We start from the raw sequence: 15,974 nt of genomic DNA, 5'->3' as shown, positions 1-15,974 counted from the left end.
TTATTTATTCAATGCCCTCTTAACAGCATTATATATATGATTGGTTGATAGCCCGTATTTTTCCAGCAATTCATCGTAACCATGGGCGGACGTACCGAAGGTATCGTTTATCCCTACCTGTTCAAAGGGAAGGTTTACCTCCCCGATGATCTCCGCCGCGATGCCCGCCCCAAGGCCGCCTATCTTTACCGCTTCCTCCACGGTGATGATCGCCTTTTTCCCGGCGGTGTACTTGAGGATCTCCTCCTTTACGAGGGGTTTGACGGCGCTTACGTTTACTACCTGGGCGCTTATGCCGTCCTTTTTCAACAGCCCTGCGGCTTCTACGGATTTCCAAACCATGGCTCCGGTGGCGAAGATAAGCGCATCATTACCATCGACTATGGTGCGGAGCTTCCCAAGTTCGAATTCCCCTTCCTCCGCCGTAAATACGGGAAGATCATTCCGATTGATCCTGATGTAGGCCGGTCCCTCATAACTTAGGAGGAACTTCATTACCTTTTTAACCTCCACCGCATCCAGGGGATTGATAACGATCATGTTGGGGAGGGTTTTGATCACATTGCTATCTTCTATAGATTGATGGGTTTTTCCGTCCCCGAAATCCGAAAGGCCGCAGCTTGAACCGCAGATCTTTACATTCGCCCTGGGAATGGCGATGGAGCAGCGGATCTGATCGTAGGCTCGCCCGGAGGCAAAGACCGCAAAGGTACTGTAGAAGGGGATCTTTCCTCCCAGGGCAAGCCCCGCGGAGGTGGATGCCATGTTTTGTTCGGCAATACCCATTTCAAAGTACCGGTCGGGGAAGGCGTCCTTGAAAAGACAGGACATGGTCGATTTGCCCAGGTCCGCTTCCAGGGCTACCACATCGGAATTCTGTTTACCCAGTTCTACCAGGGCATCTCCGTAGGCTTTTCTCAAACTTTGTTTTTCCATAATTATAACCCTGCCTTTATGGCGTCCAGTTCCTTGAGCGCTTGTTTGTAGGTTTCTTCGGTGAGGATACCGTTATGATATGCGGGATTTCCCTCCGCAAAGGAGAAGCCCTTACCCTTAATAGTTTTCAGAATGATCAATGTCGGCTTGCCCTTAATGGTTTCCGCCTCTTCGATGGCGTTCAGGATTGCCTCAACCGTATGACCATCGACATTGATACTGTGCCAGCCGAAACTGGTCCATTTTTTATCCAGGTCGGGGATATTGAATATATCCTTTGTGGCCCCCGTGGCCTGAACGCTGTTCCAGTCTAAAAAGGCGGTAAGGTTATCAATCTTGAAATTTGCCGCCGCCATGGACGCCTCCCAGAGCTGGCCTTCGGACTGCTCGCCGTCTCCCATGATGGTGTAAACCCGGGCGGGGCTTTTGTTCAGCCGTAGCGCCAGGGCCAGACCCAGGGAAATGGAAAGTCCCTGGCCCAGGGACCCGGTGACCGCTTCAATGCCGGGGATGGACAGATCGGGGTGACCCTGGAGCAGGGCATCCAACTTCTTTACCCGCTTCAGCTCTTCTCGGGGAAAACAACCCTTTTCACAGAGCGCCGCATACTGAATCAGCGCCGCATGGCCCTTGGACAGTACCAGCCGATCCCGGTTGGGGTCCTTCAGACGATCGGCGCTGAAATTCATCTTGTTGAAGTACAACACCGCCATGGTTTCCGCCAGGGAACTCGAACCGCCTAAATGACCGGCCACACCGATACCGATCATTTCTACTAAATCGCGGCGCAGCTGCAGGGTTATTTTTTCAAGCTCCTTTTTTTGTTCCGGCTTTAGCATAAAAACTCCTCCTGGTTTCCGTAATCGGGAACTTGTATGACAACTTATTATTCCATACAAGAAGGTATTTGTCAAATAAAATCAATTTTTCAGAATAGTTCATAGACAAAAGGAGAAACTTATTATATGCATAAGCAGGAACCATTTATGCATGAAATCCCCAAAATAAAGGCCGAACCTCTCCGGGCTCAAGTTTATCGTAAAATTAAGGAACAACTCATGAAGGGGGTATGGAAGGAGGGGGAAAAACTTCCCTCGGAGCATGAGTTTTGCGCTCTATACGGGGTAAGCCGGGTAACTATCCGAACGGCCCTGCAGCAGCTGGAAATTCTGGGGCTTGTGGAGACCAAACACGGGGGCGGAACCTTTGTAAAGAATTTTTCTTCTATAGAGAAAGTCGATACCTTTCATCCCCTCCTGCAGCTCCGCCAGAATCAGGATCTTATCACCATCCTGGAATACCGGAAAATCATCGAAAAAGGTTCCGCCGGCATGGCCCAGGAACGGGTAAGTCCCGAAGACATAGACTCTCTGGAAGAAATCTATGCGGTTATGGTGGGAGCGGTGGCGGATCTCAAAGCATTCAGCGAAGCGGACCTGGCATTCCATTACCGTATTGCCGAAATAACCCGGAATTCCATCATCCTTAAGGTTTACTCCCTGATTAACGATATGCTTTCGGTGGCCATGATGGACATAGTCCGTCTTCTGGGCCACCGGGATGGTCTGACCTATCACCGGGCCTTGATTGACGCGCTGAAAGCAGGGGATAAGGCCAAAACCGAGGCAATTATGGAAGAGCATCTCGACGTTACTATTCAGCGGATACGGGAAAGCGATGGGTTTGACGAAACCGCTATATGGGATAAATCCTAGGGCGATACATTAATATTTTTGTAATAATTACCCTTTTTATAGTATTTTTATCATGTATTTTTCTTGACAAATCCCCAAAGTGCGTACAGAATTATATTTTCCCCTGTAAGGAAATTGGGATTAAAAAAATCAATAAGGAGTGATGTACCATGGCTGAGCAAAGACCTGAAATAGCGAATAGTATCCAAACAGGTTCGTTCAAAACTAATTATCATGATTTGGGTAAGGGTTTTCCGGTAACCCTGCTTCACGGTTCCGGCCCGGGGGTAACCGCCTGGGCAAACTGGAATAAGTTATTCCCCCTTTTAAAAGACGATTTCCGCATTATCGCCCCGGATATGTCCGGCTTCGGCTTTACCGAACGGGTCCCGGGCCGGGTGGAGACCATGAACGGCTGGGTGGAGCAGACCATTGATTTGCTGGATGCCCTTAAAATCGAAAAAACCAACCTGGTGGGGAATTCCTTCGGCGGCGCCCTGGCCCTGTCTCTGGCGATCAAATACCCCCAGCGGGTAAACAAACTGGTGCTCATGGGGGCTATGGGGGTGAGCTTCCCCATCACCTACGGACTGGACCAGGTTTGGGGTTACGAACCTTCCATAGAACATATGGAGGAATTGCTGGAAATCTTCACCTATGACCACAGTTTTGCTACCAAGGACCTTGTTAAAAGCCGGTATGAATCCAGTATCCAGCCCGGTTTCCAGGAGAGTTTCCACGCCCTGTTCCCCGAGCCCCGGCAGAAGGGGGTGGAGGCCATGGCGGGTAATGAGAATTTTATCCGGAACATCCCCCACGAGACCCTCATCGTTCACGGCCGGGAAGACCGGGTAATCCCCCTGGATAACTCCTATAAGCTGCTCAAGCTTATCGACAAGGCCCAGCTCCATGTATTCGGTCACTGCGGTCACTGGACCCAGATTGAACATACCCAGGAATTCGCGGACTTAACCCGCAGTTTCTTTAAGAGGTAGTCATGGACGCCGCGAAGATCAAGGTCTACGCCGAAAAGCTTTACCAGGCGGAACGGAACCGTAAGGCTATTGCTCCCCTGACCGGGCAGGATAGCAGTCTTACTGTTGACGATGCCTACCAGATCCAACTGGAAAATGTAAAGGCCGTCCTTTCCCTGGGGCATGTTATTTCCGGGAAGAAGATAGGCCTTACCTCTCCGGGTATCCAGAAGCAGATGGGGGTTAATGAACCCGATTACGGACATCTCTACGCAGCCATGGACTGCAAGGATGGTACGGTAAACACCGCGGCCTTACTCCAGCCGAAGATCGAGGGGGAGATAGCCTTTATCCTCAAGGCGGATCTTGCCGGCGGTAAGGTTACCCGGGAAGATGTAATCAAGGCTACGGACTATGTGGTAGCCTCCTTTGAAATCGTGGACAGCCGTATCGCCGACTGGAAAATCAAGCTCCCCGACACTATTGCTGATAATGCCTCTTCCGGGCGCTACGTGCTGGGGGCCAACAAGGTTCGGCTCAGCGATGTGGATCTTACCAAGGTAGCCATGAAGCTCTATAAGAACCAGGGCGAGTTGGTGGGAGAGGGTACCGGCGCAGCGGTCCTGGGAGACCCTTGTATTTCCGTGGCCTGGCTTGCGAACCGGCTCTGGACCTACGGTGTAACCCTTAAGGCCGGGGAAGTGATACTTTCCGGGGCCTTCTCCGCGGCGCCCCTGGCCGCCAAGGGCGATAGTTTCAAGGCGGAATTTTCCACCCTGGGGACGGTGGAAGCGCAGTTTGTGTAGATAGTATAACTGCGAAGAGTTTATAACTGTAAATGTTGACTTTACGGTTATAAAGTCTTTGCGGTTGAAATTCTTCATGTTCGTTTTGTATGTAATGAGGGGTGATTGGAAATGGAAAAAATAAAGGTGGGAATCATTGGCCCGGGAAACATCGGCAGTGATTTGATGTACAAGGTTATGAAGAGCAAGCATCTCCAGATGCACATGATGACCGGTATCGTGGAATCCGAAGGCATTAAGCGGGCCGCAGCCCTGGGGTTTAAAACCTCCATTAAAGGTGTGGACGCCGTGGCGGAGGACCGGGAAATCAAAATTGTTTTTGACGCCACCAGCGCCAAGGCCCATCTTCACAATTCCGCTATCCTCAAGGCTGCCGGGAAAATCTCCATCGACATGACCCCCGCGGCGGTAGGACCCTATGTGGTGCCCTGCGTAAACTTGGACAAGCTCGCCGACGAGGTGGACTTTAACATGGTCACCTGCGGCGGCCAGGCCACCATACCCATTGCCTACGCCATTAACCGGGCGGCGGACGTGGAGTATGCGGAGATTGTCTCTTGTATTTCATCCAAGGGCGCCGGTCCCGGGACACGGGCGAACATCGACGAATTTACCGAGACCACCTCCAAGGCCCTTCGCGTGGTGGGTGGAGCGGATCGCAGTAAAGCTATCATCGTACTGAACCCTGCGGACCCGCCCCTGATGATGACCAACACGGTCTATGCCCTGGTGAAGAACCCCGATGCGAAAAAAATTACCGAGTCGGTGAACGATATTATCCGGGAAGTACAGAGTTATGTTCCCGGGTATCGTCTGCGGCTTCCTCCGGTGATCGAAGGCAATAAGGTAACGGTGATAGTAGAGGTTGAGGGGGCGGGGGATTTCCTTCCCGCGTATTCGGGGAACCTGGATATCATTAACCAGGCCGCAGTGGCCGTTGCGGAAAAGCTGGCGGTAAAACTGCTGGGAGGAAAGGCATAGTATGGGCGCTGCTAAAATAAATACGAATAAGATTAATATTGTTGATACTACCCTGCGGGACGGCAGCCATGCGGTAAGCCATTCTTTTACCGTGGAACAGGCAGTGGCCATAGCGGGGGGGCTGGATAGGGCCGGGATCGATATTATTGAGATTAGCCACGGGGACGGCATAACCGGTTCGTCGATAAACTACGGGTTTTCCAAGGTGGATGAGCTGGAGCTGATCGAGGCCGCAGGAAAAGTAATAAAGAACGCCAAGTTGGCGGTACTGCTCCTGCCGGGGATAGGTACTATAGAGGACCTGAAAAAAGCCCAGGAACGGGGGGCCAACGCGGTACGGGTAGCCACCCATGTAACCGAGGCGGATATCGCCGTCCAGCATATCGCCTGGGCAAAACAGGCGGGGATGTTCGCCGTGGGCTTCCTCATGATGACCCACATGGCGTCTCCTGAAAAAATTGTGGAGCAGGCGAAGTTCTTTGCCGATGCCGGCGCCGACTATATCAATCTGGCGGATTCTTCGGGGTACATGGTTCCCGATGATGTCCGCGCCCGGGTTAGTGCGCTCAAGGCGGCAATTAATATTCCTGTGGGCTTCCATTCCCATAATAACCTGTCCCTGGCGGTTGCCAATTCTTTGGCGGCGGTGGAAGAGGGCGCCCTCTACATCGATGTTACCTGCCGGGGGCTGGGGGCCGGGGCCGGGAATACCCAGGGTGAGGTTTTCTGTGCGGTATTGGAACGGCTGGGTTATAATACGGGGGTAAAAAGTTTTGACCTCATGGACCTTGCGGAGGATGTGGTTGAGCCCCTGATGCAGCGTCCCCAGGTGGTTCGCACCGATTCTCTTATGCTGGGCTATGCGGGGGTCTATTCCAGTTTCCTCCTCCATACCCGGCGTGCGGCGGAAAAATTCGGTATACCTCCCCGGGATATCCTGGTGGAGCTCGGCAAGCGCCGTATGGTGGGCGGCCAGGAAGATATGATAGTGGATGTGGCTTATCAATTATCGCAGAAAAAGTAGGCGGTAACGGAGTTTGTCATGGGGAAAACGTGGCAGGTCAGCGTACCGGAAGTGGGGAAAGCTTTTCCCTGCGGGGAAGATGAATCGGTTTTTGCGGCCATGATCCGCGCCCGTACCGGTCCGGTGAGTTATGGCTGCGCCGGCGGGGGATGCGGCGCCTGCCGTGTGCGGATAAGTTCCGGGGAATGGTTTGCATTTAAGACTATGAGCGCCGCCCATATTTCGGAGGATGATAAAAAAGAGGGGATAGTTCTTTTGTGTTGTGTTCAACCCCGCAGTGATCTTACGGTCCGGCGGGTGGAAACAAATATTTAACGCATGGAGGTTTGATATGGGATTTACTGCGACATTGCGTCCCGGACTTATTCAGCTGCGGGTGCTGGATCTGGAAAAGACCCTGGATTGCTACAAGAACATCGTCGGATTGGACGAAGTCGGCCGGACCAGCGATGGCCGGGTATTGCTGAAGTGCTATGATGAATTTGATCACCACAGCGTGGTACTCCGCAAGGCTCCTGAGGCGGGGCTTGATTATGTAGCCTTTAAGGTGGCCGACGCCAAGACCCTGGAGGACATTAAGGCAAAGACCGAAAAATTCGGTTATAAGGTAACGGAACTCAAGGCAAACGATGAACAGCCCGGTTTTGGAAAACGCTACGCCTTTACCATCTGTACCGGCCATCAGCTGCAGATTTACAGTGATGTGGAACTGGCCAAGAAGTTCCCGCCGATCAAGAACCCCGACATATGGCACGAACAGCCCCGGGGTATGCGGGCCACCAGGCTGGATCACTTCCTCCTCTACGGACCCGGCATTGACGAGGCGGAACGGTTCATGAAAGAGGTTTTTGGTATGTACGTTCCCGAGGTGTGTAACACCCCCGACGGGAAACGGCTTGCCGCCTGGATCACCGGCTCCAACAAGGCCCACGACCTGGCCTTTGTGGAATATCCCAAGCCCGGCAAGATGCACCACTTCGCATTCTTCCTGGAGACCTGGCAGGACGTACTCAACGCTGCAGACCTGATCGCCATCAACCATCTGAAGCTGGACATCGGGCCCACACGGCACGCCATTACCCGCGGTACCACCATCTACTTCTGGGAACCCTCGGGCAACCGGATCGAGACCTACTGCGGCGGGTACACCGCCTATCCGGATAATCCCCAGCGGGTTTGGGACGCCGACCAGCTTGGCCGCGGTCTCTTCTACTTCTCCGGGGAAATGATCCCCAGCTTCCTGGAAGTAGTTACCTGATCTTGTAGTTTACGTAATATGGGGCTGTCCAAAAGTTTTAAAACGCTATTTGGACAGCTTTTTTTTCGGTTCAGAGAAGACTGCCAGGGTTATAAAAAAAGCACTGTTCGAGCCGAAATACCGGCCCGGACAGTGCTTACAATCAGATTAGAAAGTCCGGCGAGTTGCCCGGAGAATCACACCGCTGTCGCCAGAGCTGGGGGAGGGGTACACACCGCTGTCGCCAGAGCTGGGGGCGGCAAACTCCTCCAATACGTAAAAAACGGCGTCCGTTGTTATTCTGGTAGTACTGCTAACAGGGTTTTTACCGGCTTCATCCGTGAAAAACACAAGTTGAAGAAATTCAAAGGGTAGTTCGATTATGGTAGCTAGCTCTTGGAATGTTTTCCCAAAGATATCAGACCCAAACCCAAGAGCGAGCTCGATCCCGGTAATCCTCTGGAGCTTACCGCTGCCGACCAAGGGTGGTTCACTATAGATGGGGTAACCGTTGCCCAAGTCGGAGTCTTCACCGCCGGTTATGTTGTCGCCAATCAATACGTAAAAAACGGCGTCCGTTGTTATTCTGGTAGTACTTTTAACCGGGTTTTTACCAGCTTCATCCGTGAAAAACGTATATTGAAGAAAATCAAAGGGTATTCCGATTATGGTAGCTAGGTCTTGGAATGTTTTCCCCAAGATATCAGACCCAGCCTCCTCAGAAAGCTCGATCCCGGTGATCCTCTGGAGCTTCCCACTACCGGTTGTTGCATCGTCGCTACCGGGTTTCCAACCGCCGCCGGTTGTTGTATCGCCATAGCCTGAGTTGTCTTCGTACCCTTCGTCGTATCCGTATACCCAATAATCGGTACTTGCAACTAGTTTGTCAGTACCCGCAACCGGTGTACCATTTGCATCCTTGAAGATATTCTGTTGAAGTATCTGGAGACCTTGCGTATTGTTCTCAACAATCGCTGAGAATGTTTGACCTAAAATCTGATCCTCTGTCTTATTGATTCCAAATTCTTTTAATTGTTCCACTAATACTTTCGCGATGTCATTCCCGCTGACCTTCTGGAGCGTACCGCCAGAGCCGGGGTTGTAGGGGTCTTCACCACCACTTTCATCCAAGTAAAAAACGGCGCTCGCGGTTATTTTGGTAGTACCCTGAACCGGGTTTTTACCTTCTTTATCCGTGAAAACCAGAGATTGAAAAAATCCAAGGCCTATTCCGGACAAATCAGCTATTTCTTGGAAGGTTTTCCCTAAGATATCACTTTTTTTAACCTGACCTCCGGACTGTTCTGCAAACTCTGTAGCGAGTTGATCCCCGGTGACCTTCTGGAGCTCACCGCCGGTTGCAGAGGTATCGGAATCGAGACCGCTGTTGCTTCCATGCTGTTCATAGACCCATTTATAATCTGATGTGCTGCCGGTCCAGATTGTTATGGTAGATGTAAACGATCGCGTTTTTTCATTACCTGTTTCAGAATTCCGTACTTTATTCCAGCCCTTTTTCGCATCGATATTAATTGTAATTGTACCGCTCCAATCATCCTCATCCTCTGCTTCTTGGATTACGGTACCGGTGATTTTAACATCCCTGTCAAAATACCAATACGTAATGTCATCATTGCCGGTTGTAGTGTCTTTCTCAAAACGGAGATCGCCAATTTCTTGCCCTGCATTGTTAAGTAGTGCGAACCCGCCACCCAGAGTAAGCGCCTTAGCCGCTGGGTTACTTATTTTAAGATTTGCCAGCTCCGGCTCACTTGATAGCGTGGCCAGGTAAGTGTTAAATTTGCTTTCCGCAGGAAGGGTGAAGCTCAGTTTGCCCTTGGTAATAGTTCCGATATCCACACGGGTAGGGTTTGTATCCTCATCGTTTTTGTACAATACCAAACTTACCGTTGCATTGCCGGATACTGGGGTTAATTGATCGGACCCGTTCTGCCAGTTTCGCTGATATACCGTGGCGTCTTTTACATCGCCGCTCCCGCTATCGGGCTTGGTTGCTTCTTCCGCCGGTTTTGCCAGGGCGGGATTCTCGTTGGAAACAAGGCTTTCCTCTAAGTTCTCCGCGCCCTTAATTTTGTCTAATCCGCTGGTGATGGAGAGAGTCTTATCATCATTAATAACGTATCCTAGTGTCACATCCCCACCGTCGGCCCCGGCTCCTTTTAATGTGATAGTTTTTTCGTCAATGGTCCATTGATAGTGTCCTTCCTCTGCGCTTTCCCCTTCCCCAACTTTAAGAATTATCTCTGTACCAAACTGGATAGAAACAGGTACATCCATACCGTCTTTATCCTTAGCTGTAGCTGTAAATCCTTCTTCCGTAGCCTTAGTGGCGTCTATAAGGGCATCCCTATTTTTCTCAGCCAAGCTTTCGATTGTTTCCTCACCGCAGGCAATGAGGAGGAAGAAAACTGACAGCGCCAGTACTGTCATCACTACCAATGACTTGGTTTTTTTCATTCTGTTACTCCTTATAGAAAAAATAGGTATAAAAGTACCCGGGTATAATCCCGGGCAACTTCATTGATAACCGAATATTATGGAAATAAATACGGGAAACAACGAAACCATGTGTGTGTGGGGTAATTCGTTATAATATAAGGAATTAGATGAGTTTAACAAAAACCGCCCCCTTTATAGTTAATCGTTCTTAATCCTACTGCTATCCTTCATCAGGGTCAATACTTACTCCGTTAGGGCGGCCACGCCGGCGCCGAAGAGGCTGGCTTGTTCCACCGGGGATATGACATAGAACCGGGGTTTATCGGCATTCAGCATGGTATGCAGGTAGGATTCCAGGGCTTCTCTCATGCCCTTGTAGCGCACATAGGTAGTTCCCTCCACGGCTATTCGTACCGGGGCGAGAGGATCATAACCGGCGTCCATCCGTTCCATTGTGGCGGCAAGTACCCCTGCGGAAAGAAGGGCGGCCCGCTTGGTAATAATAGAACTAAGGTAGACAAAGGAGCTCAGGGCGTCCCGTTCATCCTTGCCGAAGAGCTGCCCCACGGGACCCTCCATGGCAAGGGGGGCTCGTAAAAAGGAATTCAGGTCCATGGTTTGCAGGGTAGGCCAGGCGAGGAATTCGCCGGACTTTTTAAATTTCAAAACACCATCCTTCAGGGCCTGTTTGAGAATATGAAAACTGAGGGGACCCAGGTAAGCGCCGGCGGAAGCTTTTTCCTGTAGATAGGCGCCGGGGCTTTTTGTGGTGGCATCATATTCCTTATCCAGGTATCCCAGGTAACGGGGGGCGAAGGTACCGGTCTCGCAAACCACAATTTGGGGGGAGGATTCGGACTGGAAGCCGATCTTTGGGATGCTCTTTTCCGGGTAAGCGGTATTGAATCCGGTTCCCAGAATGAAGCCGATAACCGGGCCGCCCCCTATGCCGTACGTATCCGGCCCGTCCCCTTTGCCAAGGTCCGGAGGAATCTCTCCCATGCCGCAGAGCAGGGTAGCTACCGTATCGTTGAGGAGAACGATTTTTTCCGGGGCTTTTTGCTTTTTTCTTGCCAAGGCATCCCGAAGTCCCTGGCCTATGGACTTGCCAATTACCTCCGGGGCCTCCACTTCCTTGCTAAAGGCCATGAGTATCCCATCAGCCTCCTTGGTTATCTCCATGGGGTAGGAAAAACAAAACCCGATGCCCTGGATATCGCCGCCTTCCGTAAGAAGGGGTTCGGTGACATCGGCGATTGCGTCGAAAAACTGTTCCGCGCTTAGGCGGCCCTTAGTGCCGGGCATGGGGACCTTTCGAGTTCCCTCGGCTAGGGCCTTGCCCTTTTCGTCAAACCGTATCCGGGCCGCCCTAAGGTTTGTTCCCCCGGCGTCCAGGGCGATTACAGCTTTTCCCGCGGGTATCCGGTTCCCGGGGTTGATATAGGTGGGAATCATGGGAAGGCTGGAACTCTGCCCCCGCAGGCCCCGCTCCATATCAAAGCGGATATCCCGAACCAGTTGGACGGGATCGACAGTATCATAATGAAACCCGTGGTAACGGGCAAAATCAGCTAATTCTTCAGGATTAAAAGTTGAACCCACAATATACCCCTTATTTAGTACGGCAGCTGCCGCACAATATAATCGAAGCGAAACAAAGTTTCGCATATCTCCGCTCTAATTATGCCTAGGAAGACTTATTTTCGCAAGGTTTTCCGGATTTTTTTAGCTCCAGTTCCATGCTGTCATAGGCCGGTTCCATAACCGTTTCTCCCAGGCGCCGCTCTTCCCGGAAACGATTACAGAAATCTTTGATTTCCCGGTGGGAATGGTTATGGCAAATATGGGTAAGGTACACCCTTGGCGCCCGAATTTCCGCTCCCACGCTCAGGGCCTGTTCAAAACTGAAGTGAGTTTCGTGGGGCTGCACACGCAGCCCGTCAATGATAAGAAGCGCCGCCCCCCGTATCAGATCCAGGGATTCAGGGGGAATGGCGCTGGTATCCGTCAGGTACACCGCGAAGGAACTTTTGTCCCCGGAACCTTGGTTCCGGGGGTCTTCCTGTATCATCCATCCCAGGATATCCAGCGCTCCGTGCTTAAGCGGTATGGGGGTCAGGGTAAGGCTGCCGATTTGTACGGGCCTCTCCACAGGATTTAGGCTGATACGGGGTTTCCCGCCTCCCCGCTGGGTGTTTTTAAAGGCGTAGCTAAATCGTTCTTCAATTTCCGCCATGGTTTTGGCATTCCCGTAGATAGGTATTTCCCGCTTATAGCTTAGGGATCGGACATCGTCCAGGCCGTGGACATGATCCGCATGGGCATGGGTCAGAAACACCGCATCCAGGGAACTGATCCCCGTCCGCAGCGCCTGGATCCTGAATTCCGGCCCCATATCAATGACTACCCGTTCCCCGTCATCACCTTCAATATAAACGGAGGCCCGCATACGGTTATCCCGGGGATCTTCGGAATGGCATACCGGACAGGAACAGCCTATGACGGGGATTCCGTGGGAAGTACCGGAACCGAGGACGGTCAGTTTCATAATGAGCTTAGTATGGCTAAAATTGCCTTTTGTTGCTATAGTAGCGCTTGAAGAAAAGGGGTAAGTAAATGAGTGATAATCAAAAAACAGCGAGTATAGGCGATGTTCGGGCGGCGTGCCGTCAGTTTGCCATGTTGTATTTTCAATTTTGCAGGACCCTGGTAGAAACGGTAGGGGAAGAAGCTGCTCTTAAGGCGGTACAGAAGACGATATTCCGATTGGGCCTTGATCGTACCGATGGCGCCCGAAGCAGGGCTGATACGCAGGGTCTGGAAAAAAACCTGGAGAATTTTTCAACGGTAAATGATCTTCCTTCTATCGCGTGGAGTGCATGGAACCCTTCCATGGGAGGCGTCAAATGTCCCTATGCCGAGACCTGGCTTGGGTACTTCGCCGAGTTTCCCTGGTTTAAGCGTTTCTCATCTTTTTACTGCGATGTCATTGATACTACCAATATCGAAAATTTTTCCCGTACCACATCCTGTCGTATCACTAAAAATCTTCTTTTGGGGGCTCTCGACTGCGAGTGGGAATATTTCGAAAGTGAAAAGGTAAAGGCAGGGGTATTCACGTACGGGGAAAGGGAAAAAAGCTAATTTTGAAAATTTTACACTAATTCCGCTCTCCAATCTCGTACACACTCCGCGCTATGGGCATTCTGCGGCCCATCCCAAAGGCCCGGGGACTTACCTTGAGTACCGGCGGCGCCTGGCGGCGTTTGAACTCCGACCGGGCCACGGTGCGGATAATGCGGCTTACCAGATCCGCTTCCCAGCCCCGCTTGACGATTTCGTCCTTGGAAAGATTGCCGAAAAGGTAGAGTTTGAGGATCTCGTCTAATACTTCGTAGGGGGGGAGGCTGTCCTGGTCTTTTTGGTCGGGCCGCAGTTCCGCTGAGGGGGGTTTAACGATGATCGCTTCAGGGATGATCGCCTTAGCGCCGGCTGTGATGGACCGCTCGTTGATCCGCTTGCAGAGGGCAAAGACTTCGGTTTTAAAGAGATCGCCGATGACGGCCAGAGCGCCGTTCATGTCACCGTAGAGGGTACAGTAACCCATGGCGAGTTCACTCTTGTTTCCTGTGGTGAGGAGCATGGAGTCAAACTTGTTGGAATAGGCCATAAGCAGGGAGCCGCGGATACGGGCCTGAAGGTTTTCTTCGGCAATGTCGAAGGGGCGGTTTTCAAAGACCCCTTCCAGGGTGGAAAGGAAGCTGGTAAACACCGATTCTATGGGGAGAACCTCGTAGCGGCAGCTCAGGTTTTCTGCCAACTCCCGGGCGTCATCCTTGGAGCCCTGGGAGGAAAACCGGGAGGGCATGCTGAAGCAGGCGATTTTTTCCGGACCTATGGCTTTGACTCCCAGGTAGGCAACCAGGGCGGAATCAATGCCCCCGGAAAGGCCCAGGTGGGCCCGCTTAAAGCCGCACTTGGCCATATAATCCCGTATACCCATCACCAGGCCTTCTTCCAGCATATCCAGTTCATACCGGGTAAGTCCCACGTTAAAGGGATCTTCAGTATCGTCCTGGGGTATGTCCCGGGATAGCTCGGGACTCCGTAAGGAGTCCCCGGAGTCCCAGGTTACTAAATCTTCCGCAAAGGCTTTTGCGTTGAGCTGCACGGGGTAGTTTTTAACCGAGGCGGATTTGGCAGCCTCCACTGTGGGCGCCACCACGAAGGAGCGGCCGTCGAAGAGGATAGAATCGTTAGCCCCTACAGCATTGATGTAGACCAGGGGGATATTACCCCGGATGGCGATGCGCTCCGCCAGATCCCGGCGTACCTTGAGCTTGCCCGCCACATAGGGGGAGGCGGAGGGTACGCAGAGGAGGCTGATCCCCCGATCCAGGAGTTCACGCACAGGATCACGAATATAGCTGGTGCCGGGGATATCCGTTTCCCGCCACACATCTTCGCAGATAGCAAAACCTATGCGCTCACCCTTGTACTCAAAGGCGGACCATTCCCGGCTGGGTTCAAAGTTCCGGGCTTCATCAAACACATCATAGGTGGGGAGCAGCGTTTTTAGCTGTTCAAAGGCCAGCTTCCCCTCAAACAGGATGCCGTATTCGTTGACCAGGGACTTGCCCCGGGAATAGGGGTTCCGGTTAACAAAACCAAGACCCACCGCAATGTCCTGGGGTAGTTCCCGTTGGAGCATGTGCAGGGTACGGATGTTCATCTCCACAAAGCTATCCTGATCCAGCAGGTCCATAGGGGGATACCCGCAAACCGCCAATTCCGGAAACAGGACCAGATCGGCGTGCTGCTCCTCCCGGGCTTTTCTGGTAAAGGCCAATATCTTTTCCCGGTTGCCGAGAAAATCGCCGATGGTGGAATTAATCTGAGCTATTGAAATACGCATTTGAGAATTTTATCATTTTCGTGCAGAAGAGTGAAGCGGTCCTTGAAGAACTTTGAATCCCTAAGAATATTTACCGCGCTTATATGGCGGAAAACCATTTTAGCATTACTAAATGATAGAAAGACTCTCTAATCTCTTCTTTTTTTCATAATTAGAAAGTATAAATGCTTGACTAAATAATTTTACGCCGATATAATATATACTATCAAACAATTTTTAAGGAGTATTGAAATGGCAAAAGCTGTCCAAACACCGGGGGAAGTAGTAAAAACCCTGGCCGCCGCGTACAATCTTTCTATTACCCAGTTAGCAGAAGGAATCAAGATTAGCCCTTCCGCCGCCCGTTTGTTAATCAACAATAAGCTGAGGATCAGCGTCCCCTTCGCACAGCGTCTTTCCAAGTTTTTCGGGAAAACCCCCGAATATTGGATTGATTTACAGACCGCCTACGAGCTAAAGGAATTAACCGCAGACAAGAAGAACGCTGCCATTCTTAAATCTGTTTCCAAAGCCGTAAAGGTAGCCCCGAAAGCCCCGGCTAAGAAGGCTGCTGCCAAGAAAGCCCCGGCCAAGAAAGCCGTGAAGAAGGTTGCTGCCAAGAAAGCTCCGGCTAAAAAAGCCGTGAAGAAGGTTGCTGCAAAGAAAGCCCCGGCTAAAAAAGCCGTGAAGAAGGTTGCTGCCAAGAAAGCCCCGGCCAAAAAGGCTGTGAAGAAGGTTGCTGCCAAGAAAGCTCCGGCCAAAAAGGCTGCCCCCAAGGCTAAAGCCCCCGCTAAAAAAGCAGTAAAAAAGGCTGCGCCGAAGCCTGCTCCCAAACCTGCAACCCCGGCTCCGGCCCCGGTAGTATCCTGGACCCCTTCGTCGGACAATAATTAGTAAAAGTTGTTCATCTAACGCCGCTTTATGCGGCGTTTTTTTTGGTAATCGCATGCCCGGTGAAGCCATGCGCC

The 15,974-nt window shown here is 51.7% G+C and carries 15 protein-coding genes; 9 read left to right on the top strand and 6 right to left on the bottom strand.

Annotated features, from left to right (window positions below):
- Nucleotides 1–936, bottom strand: coding sequence for a transketolase family protein (locus TPRIMZ1_RS0112620; protein ID WP_010260264.1), 936 nt, complete (start codon nucleotides 934–936; stop codon nucleotides 1–3).
- Between the two features lie 2 nt (nucleotides 937–938).
- Nucleotides 939–1,775: a transketolase gene (locus tag TPRIMZ1_RS0112615; protein WP_010260261.1), complete on the bottom strand. Its 837-nt coding sequence runs from the start codon at nucleotides 1,773–1,775 to the stop codon at nucleotides 939–941.
- A gap of 126 nt (nucleotides 1,776–1,901) precedes the next feature.
- On the opposite strand from TPRIMZ1_RS0112615, the gene TPRIMZ1_RS0112610 reads away from it, so the two are divergent.
- The 7 genes from TPRIMZ1_RS0112610 to TPRIMZ1_RS0112580 all read left to right on the top strand — a co-directional run bounded on the left by TPRIMZ1_RS0112610 (nucleotide 1,902) and on the right by TPRIMZ1_RS0112580 (nucleotide 7,673).
- Nucleotides 1,902–2,651 (top strand): FadR/GntR family transcriptional regulator, encoded by a 750-nt coding sequence (locus TPRIMZ1_RS0112610; protein ID WP_010260258.1) that lies wholly within the window; start codon nucleotides 1,902–1,904, stop codon nucleotides 2,649–2,651.
- A 149-nt stretch (nucleotides 2,652–2,800) separates the two neighbouring features.
- Complete coding sequence (locus tag TPRIMZ1_RS0112605; protein WP_010260255.1) at nucleotides 2,801–3,625, top strand: alpha/beta fold hydrolase; 825 nt, start codon at nucleotides 2,801–2,803, stop codon at nucleotides 3,623–3,625.
- A gap of 2 nt (nucleotides 3,626–3,627) precedes the next feature.
- The gene (locus tag TPRIMZ1_RS0112600) at nucleotides 3,628–4,410 is read left to right on the top strand and encodes a 2-keto-4-pentenoate hydratase (RefSeq protein ID WP_010260252.1); all 783 of its coding nucleotides are present in this window, start codon (nucleotides 3,628–3,630) and stop codon (nucleotides 4,408–4,410) included.
- A 111-nt stretch (nucleotides 4,411–4,521) separates the two neighbouring features.
- Nucleotides 4,522–5,391, top strand: coding sequence for an acetaldehyde dehydrogenase (acetylating) (locus TPRIMZ1_RS0112595; RefSeq protein WP_010260250.1), 870 nt, complete (start codon nucleotides 4,522–4,524; stop codon nucleotides 5,389–5,391).
- Between the two features lies 1 nt (nucleotide 5,392).
- Entirely contained in the window at nucleotides 5,393–6,415 is a 1,023-nt protein-coding gene (gene dmpG / locus TPRIMZ1_RS0112590) for a 4-hydroxy-2-oxovalerate aldolase (RefSeq protein WP_010260247.1), read from the top strand.
- 18 nt (nucleotides 6,416–6,433) lie between these two features.
- The gene (locus TPRIMZ1_RS0112585; protein WP_010260244.1) at nucleotides 6,434–6,730 is read left to right on the top strand and encodes a 2Fe-2S iron-sulfur cluster-binding protein; all 297 of its coding nucleotides are present in this window, start codon (nucleotides 6,434–6,436) and stop codon (nucleotides 6,728–6,730) included.
- A 16-nt stretch (nucleotides 6,731–6,746) separates the two neighbouring features.
- Nucleotides 6,747–7,673, top strand: a complete 927-nt coding sequence (locus tag TPRIMZ1_RS0112580; protein WP_010260241.1) for a catechol 2,3-dioxygenase — start codon at nucleotides 6,747–6,749, stop codon at nucleotides 7,671–7,673.
- A 147-nt stretch (nucleotides 7,674–7,820) separates the two neighbouring features.
- On the opposite strand, the gene TPRIMZ1_RS0112575 is transcribed toward TPRIMZ1_RS0112580, so the two are convergent.
- The 3 genes from TPRIMZ1_RS0112575 to TPRIMZ1_RS0112565 form a co-directional block, all read right to left on the bottom strand.
- Entirely contained in the window at nucleotides 7,821–10,130 is a 2,310-nt protein-coding gene (locus tag TPRIMZ1_RS0112575) for a hypothetical protein (RefSeq protein WP_010260238.1), read from the bottom strand.
- Nucleotides 10,131–10,355: 225 nt separating this feature from the next.
- Entirely contained in the window at nucleotides 10,356–11,714 is a 1,359-nt protein-coding gene (locus tag TPRIMZ1_RS0112570) for a hexokinase (protein WP_010260236.1), read from the bottom strand.
- Between the two features lie 85 nt (nucleotides 11,715–11,799).
- Complete coding sequence (locus TPRIMZ1_RS0112565) at nucleotides 11,800–12,660, bottom strand: MBL fold metallo-hydrolase (RefSeq protein WP_010260234.1); 861 nt, start codon at nucleotides 12,658–12,660, stop codon at nucleotides 11,800–11,802.
- A 68-nt stretch (nucleotides 12,661–12,728) separates the two neighbouring features.
- Between TPRIMZ1_RS0112565 and TPRIMZ1_RS0112560 the strand changes: the two genes are divergently transcribed.
- Nucleotides 12,729–13,256 (top strand): hypothetical protein, encoded by a 528-nt coding sequence (locus tag TPRIMZ1_RS0112560; protein WP_010260231.1) that lies wholly within the window; start codon nucleotides 12,729–12,731, stop codon nucleotides 13,254–13,256.
- A 16-nt stretch (nucleotides 13,257–13,272) separates the two neighbouring features.
- Here the strand turns inward: TPRIMZ1_RS0112560 and TPRIMZ1_RS0112555 are convergent, their stop codons facing one another.
- Nucleotides 13,273–15,027 carry an NAD+ synthase gene (locus TPRIMZ1_RS0112555; protein WP_010260227.1) on the bottom strand — a complete coding sequence of 585 codons (1,755 nt, stop codon included), beginning with the start codon at nucleotides 15,025–15,027 and terminating at the stop codon, nucleotides 13,273–13,275.
- Nucleotides 15,028–15,258: 231 nt separating this feature from the next.
- On the opposite strand from TPRIMZ1_RS0112555, the gene TPRIMZ1_RS18970 reads away from it, so the two are divergent.
- Entirely contained in the window at nucleotides 15,259–15,900 is a 642-nt protein-coding gene (locus TPRIMZ1_RS18970) for a HigA family addiction module antitoxin (protein WP_010260224.1), read from the top strand.
- The last annotated feature ends 74 nt before the right edge of the window (nucleotides 15,901–15,974 follow it).

It is taken from the genome of Treponema primitia ZAS-1, from assembly GCF_000297095.1.
GTDB classification, from domain to species: domain Bacteria; phylum Spirochaetota; class Spirochaetia; order Treponematales; family Breznakiellaceae; genus Termitinema; species Termitinema primitia_A.
This window is presented reverse-complemented; position numbering and strand designations above follow the sequence as displayed.

Excerpts from the sequence above, each read along its gene's own strand:
- TPRIMZ1_RS0112620 (WP_010260264.1), bottom strand. The coding sequence starts at position 936 with ATGGAAAAACAAAGTTTGAGAAAAGCCTACGGAGATGCCCTGGTAGAA.
- TPRIMZ1_RS0112615 (WP_010260261.1), bottom strand. The coding sequence starts at position 1,775 with ATGCTAAAGCCGGAACAAAAAAAGGAGCTTGAAAAAATAACCCTGCAG.
- TPRIMZ1_RS0112610 (WP_010260258.1), top strand. The coding sequence starts at position 1,902 with ATGCATAAGCAGGAACCATTTATGCATGAAATCCCCAAAATAAAGGCC.
- TPRIMZ1_RS0112605 (WP_010260255.1), top strand. The coding sequence starts at position 2,801 with ATGGCTGAGCAAAGACCTGAAATAGCGAATAGTATCCAAACAGGTTCG.
- TPRIMZ1_RS0112600 (WP_010260252.1), top strand. The coding sequence starts at position 3,628 with ATGGACGCCGCGAAGATCAAGGTCTACGCCGAAAAGCTTTACCAGGCG.
- TPRIMZ1_RS0112595 (WP_010260250.1), top strand. The coding sequence starts at position 4,522 with ATGGAAAAAATAAAGGTGGGAATCATTGGCCCGGGAAACATCGGCAGT.
- dmpG (WP_010260247.1), top strand. The coding sequence starts at position 5,393 with ATGGGCGCTGCTAAAATAAATACGAATAAGATTAATATTGTTGATACT.
- TPRIMZ1_RS0112585 (WP_010260244.1), top strand. The coding sequence starts at position 6,434 with ATGGGGAAAACGTGGCAGGTCAGCGTACCGGAAGTGGGGAAAGCTTTT.
- TPRIMZ1_RS0112580 (WP_010260241.1), top strand. The coding sequence starts at position 6,747 with ATGGGATTTACTGCGACATTGCGTCCCGGACTTATTCAGCTGCGGGTG.
- TPRIMZ1_RS0112575 (WP_010260238.1), bottom strand. The coding sequence starts at position 10,130 with ATGAAAAAAACCAAGTCATTGGTAGTGATGACAGTACTGGCGCTGTCA.
- TPRIMZ1_RS0112565 (WP_010260234.1), bottom strand. The coding sequence starts at position 12,660 with ATGAAACTGACCGTCCTCGGTTCCGGTACTTCCCACGGAATCCCCGTC.
- TPRIMZ1_RS0112560 (WP_010260231.1), top strand. The coding sequence starts at position 12,729 with ATGAGTGATAATCAAAAAACAGCGAGTATAGGCGATGTTCGGGCGGCG.
- TPRIMZ1_RS0112555 (WP_010260227.1), bottom strand. The coding sequence starts at position 15,027 with ATGCGTATTTCAATAGCTCAGATTAATTCCACCATCGGCGATTTTCTC.
- TPRIMZ1_RS18970 (WP_010260224.1), top strand. The coding sequence starts at position 15,259 with ATGGCAAAAGCTGTCCAAACACCGGGGGAAGTAGTAAAAACCCTGGCC.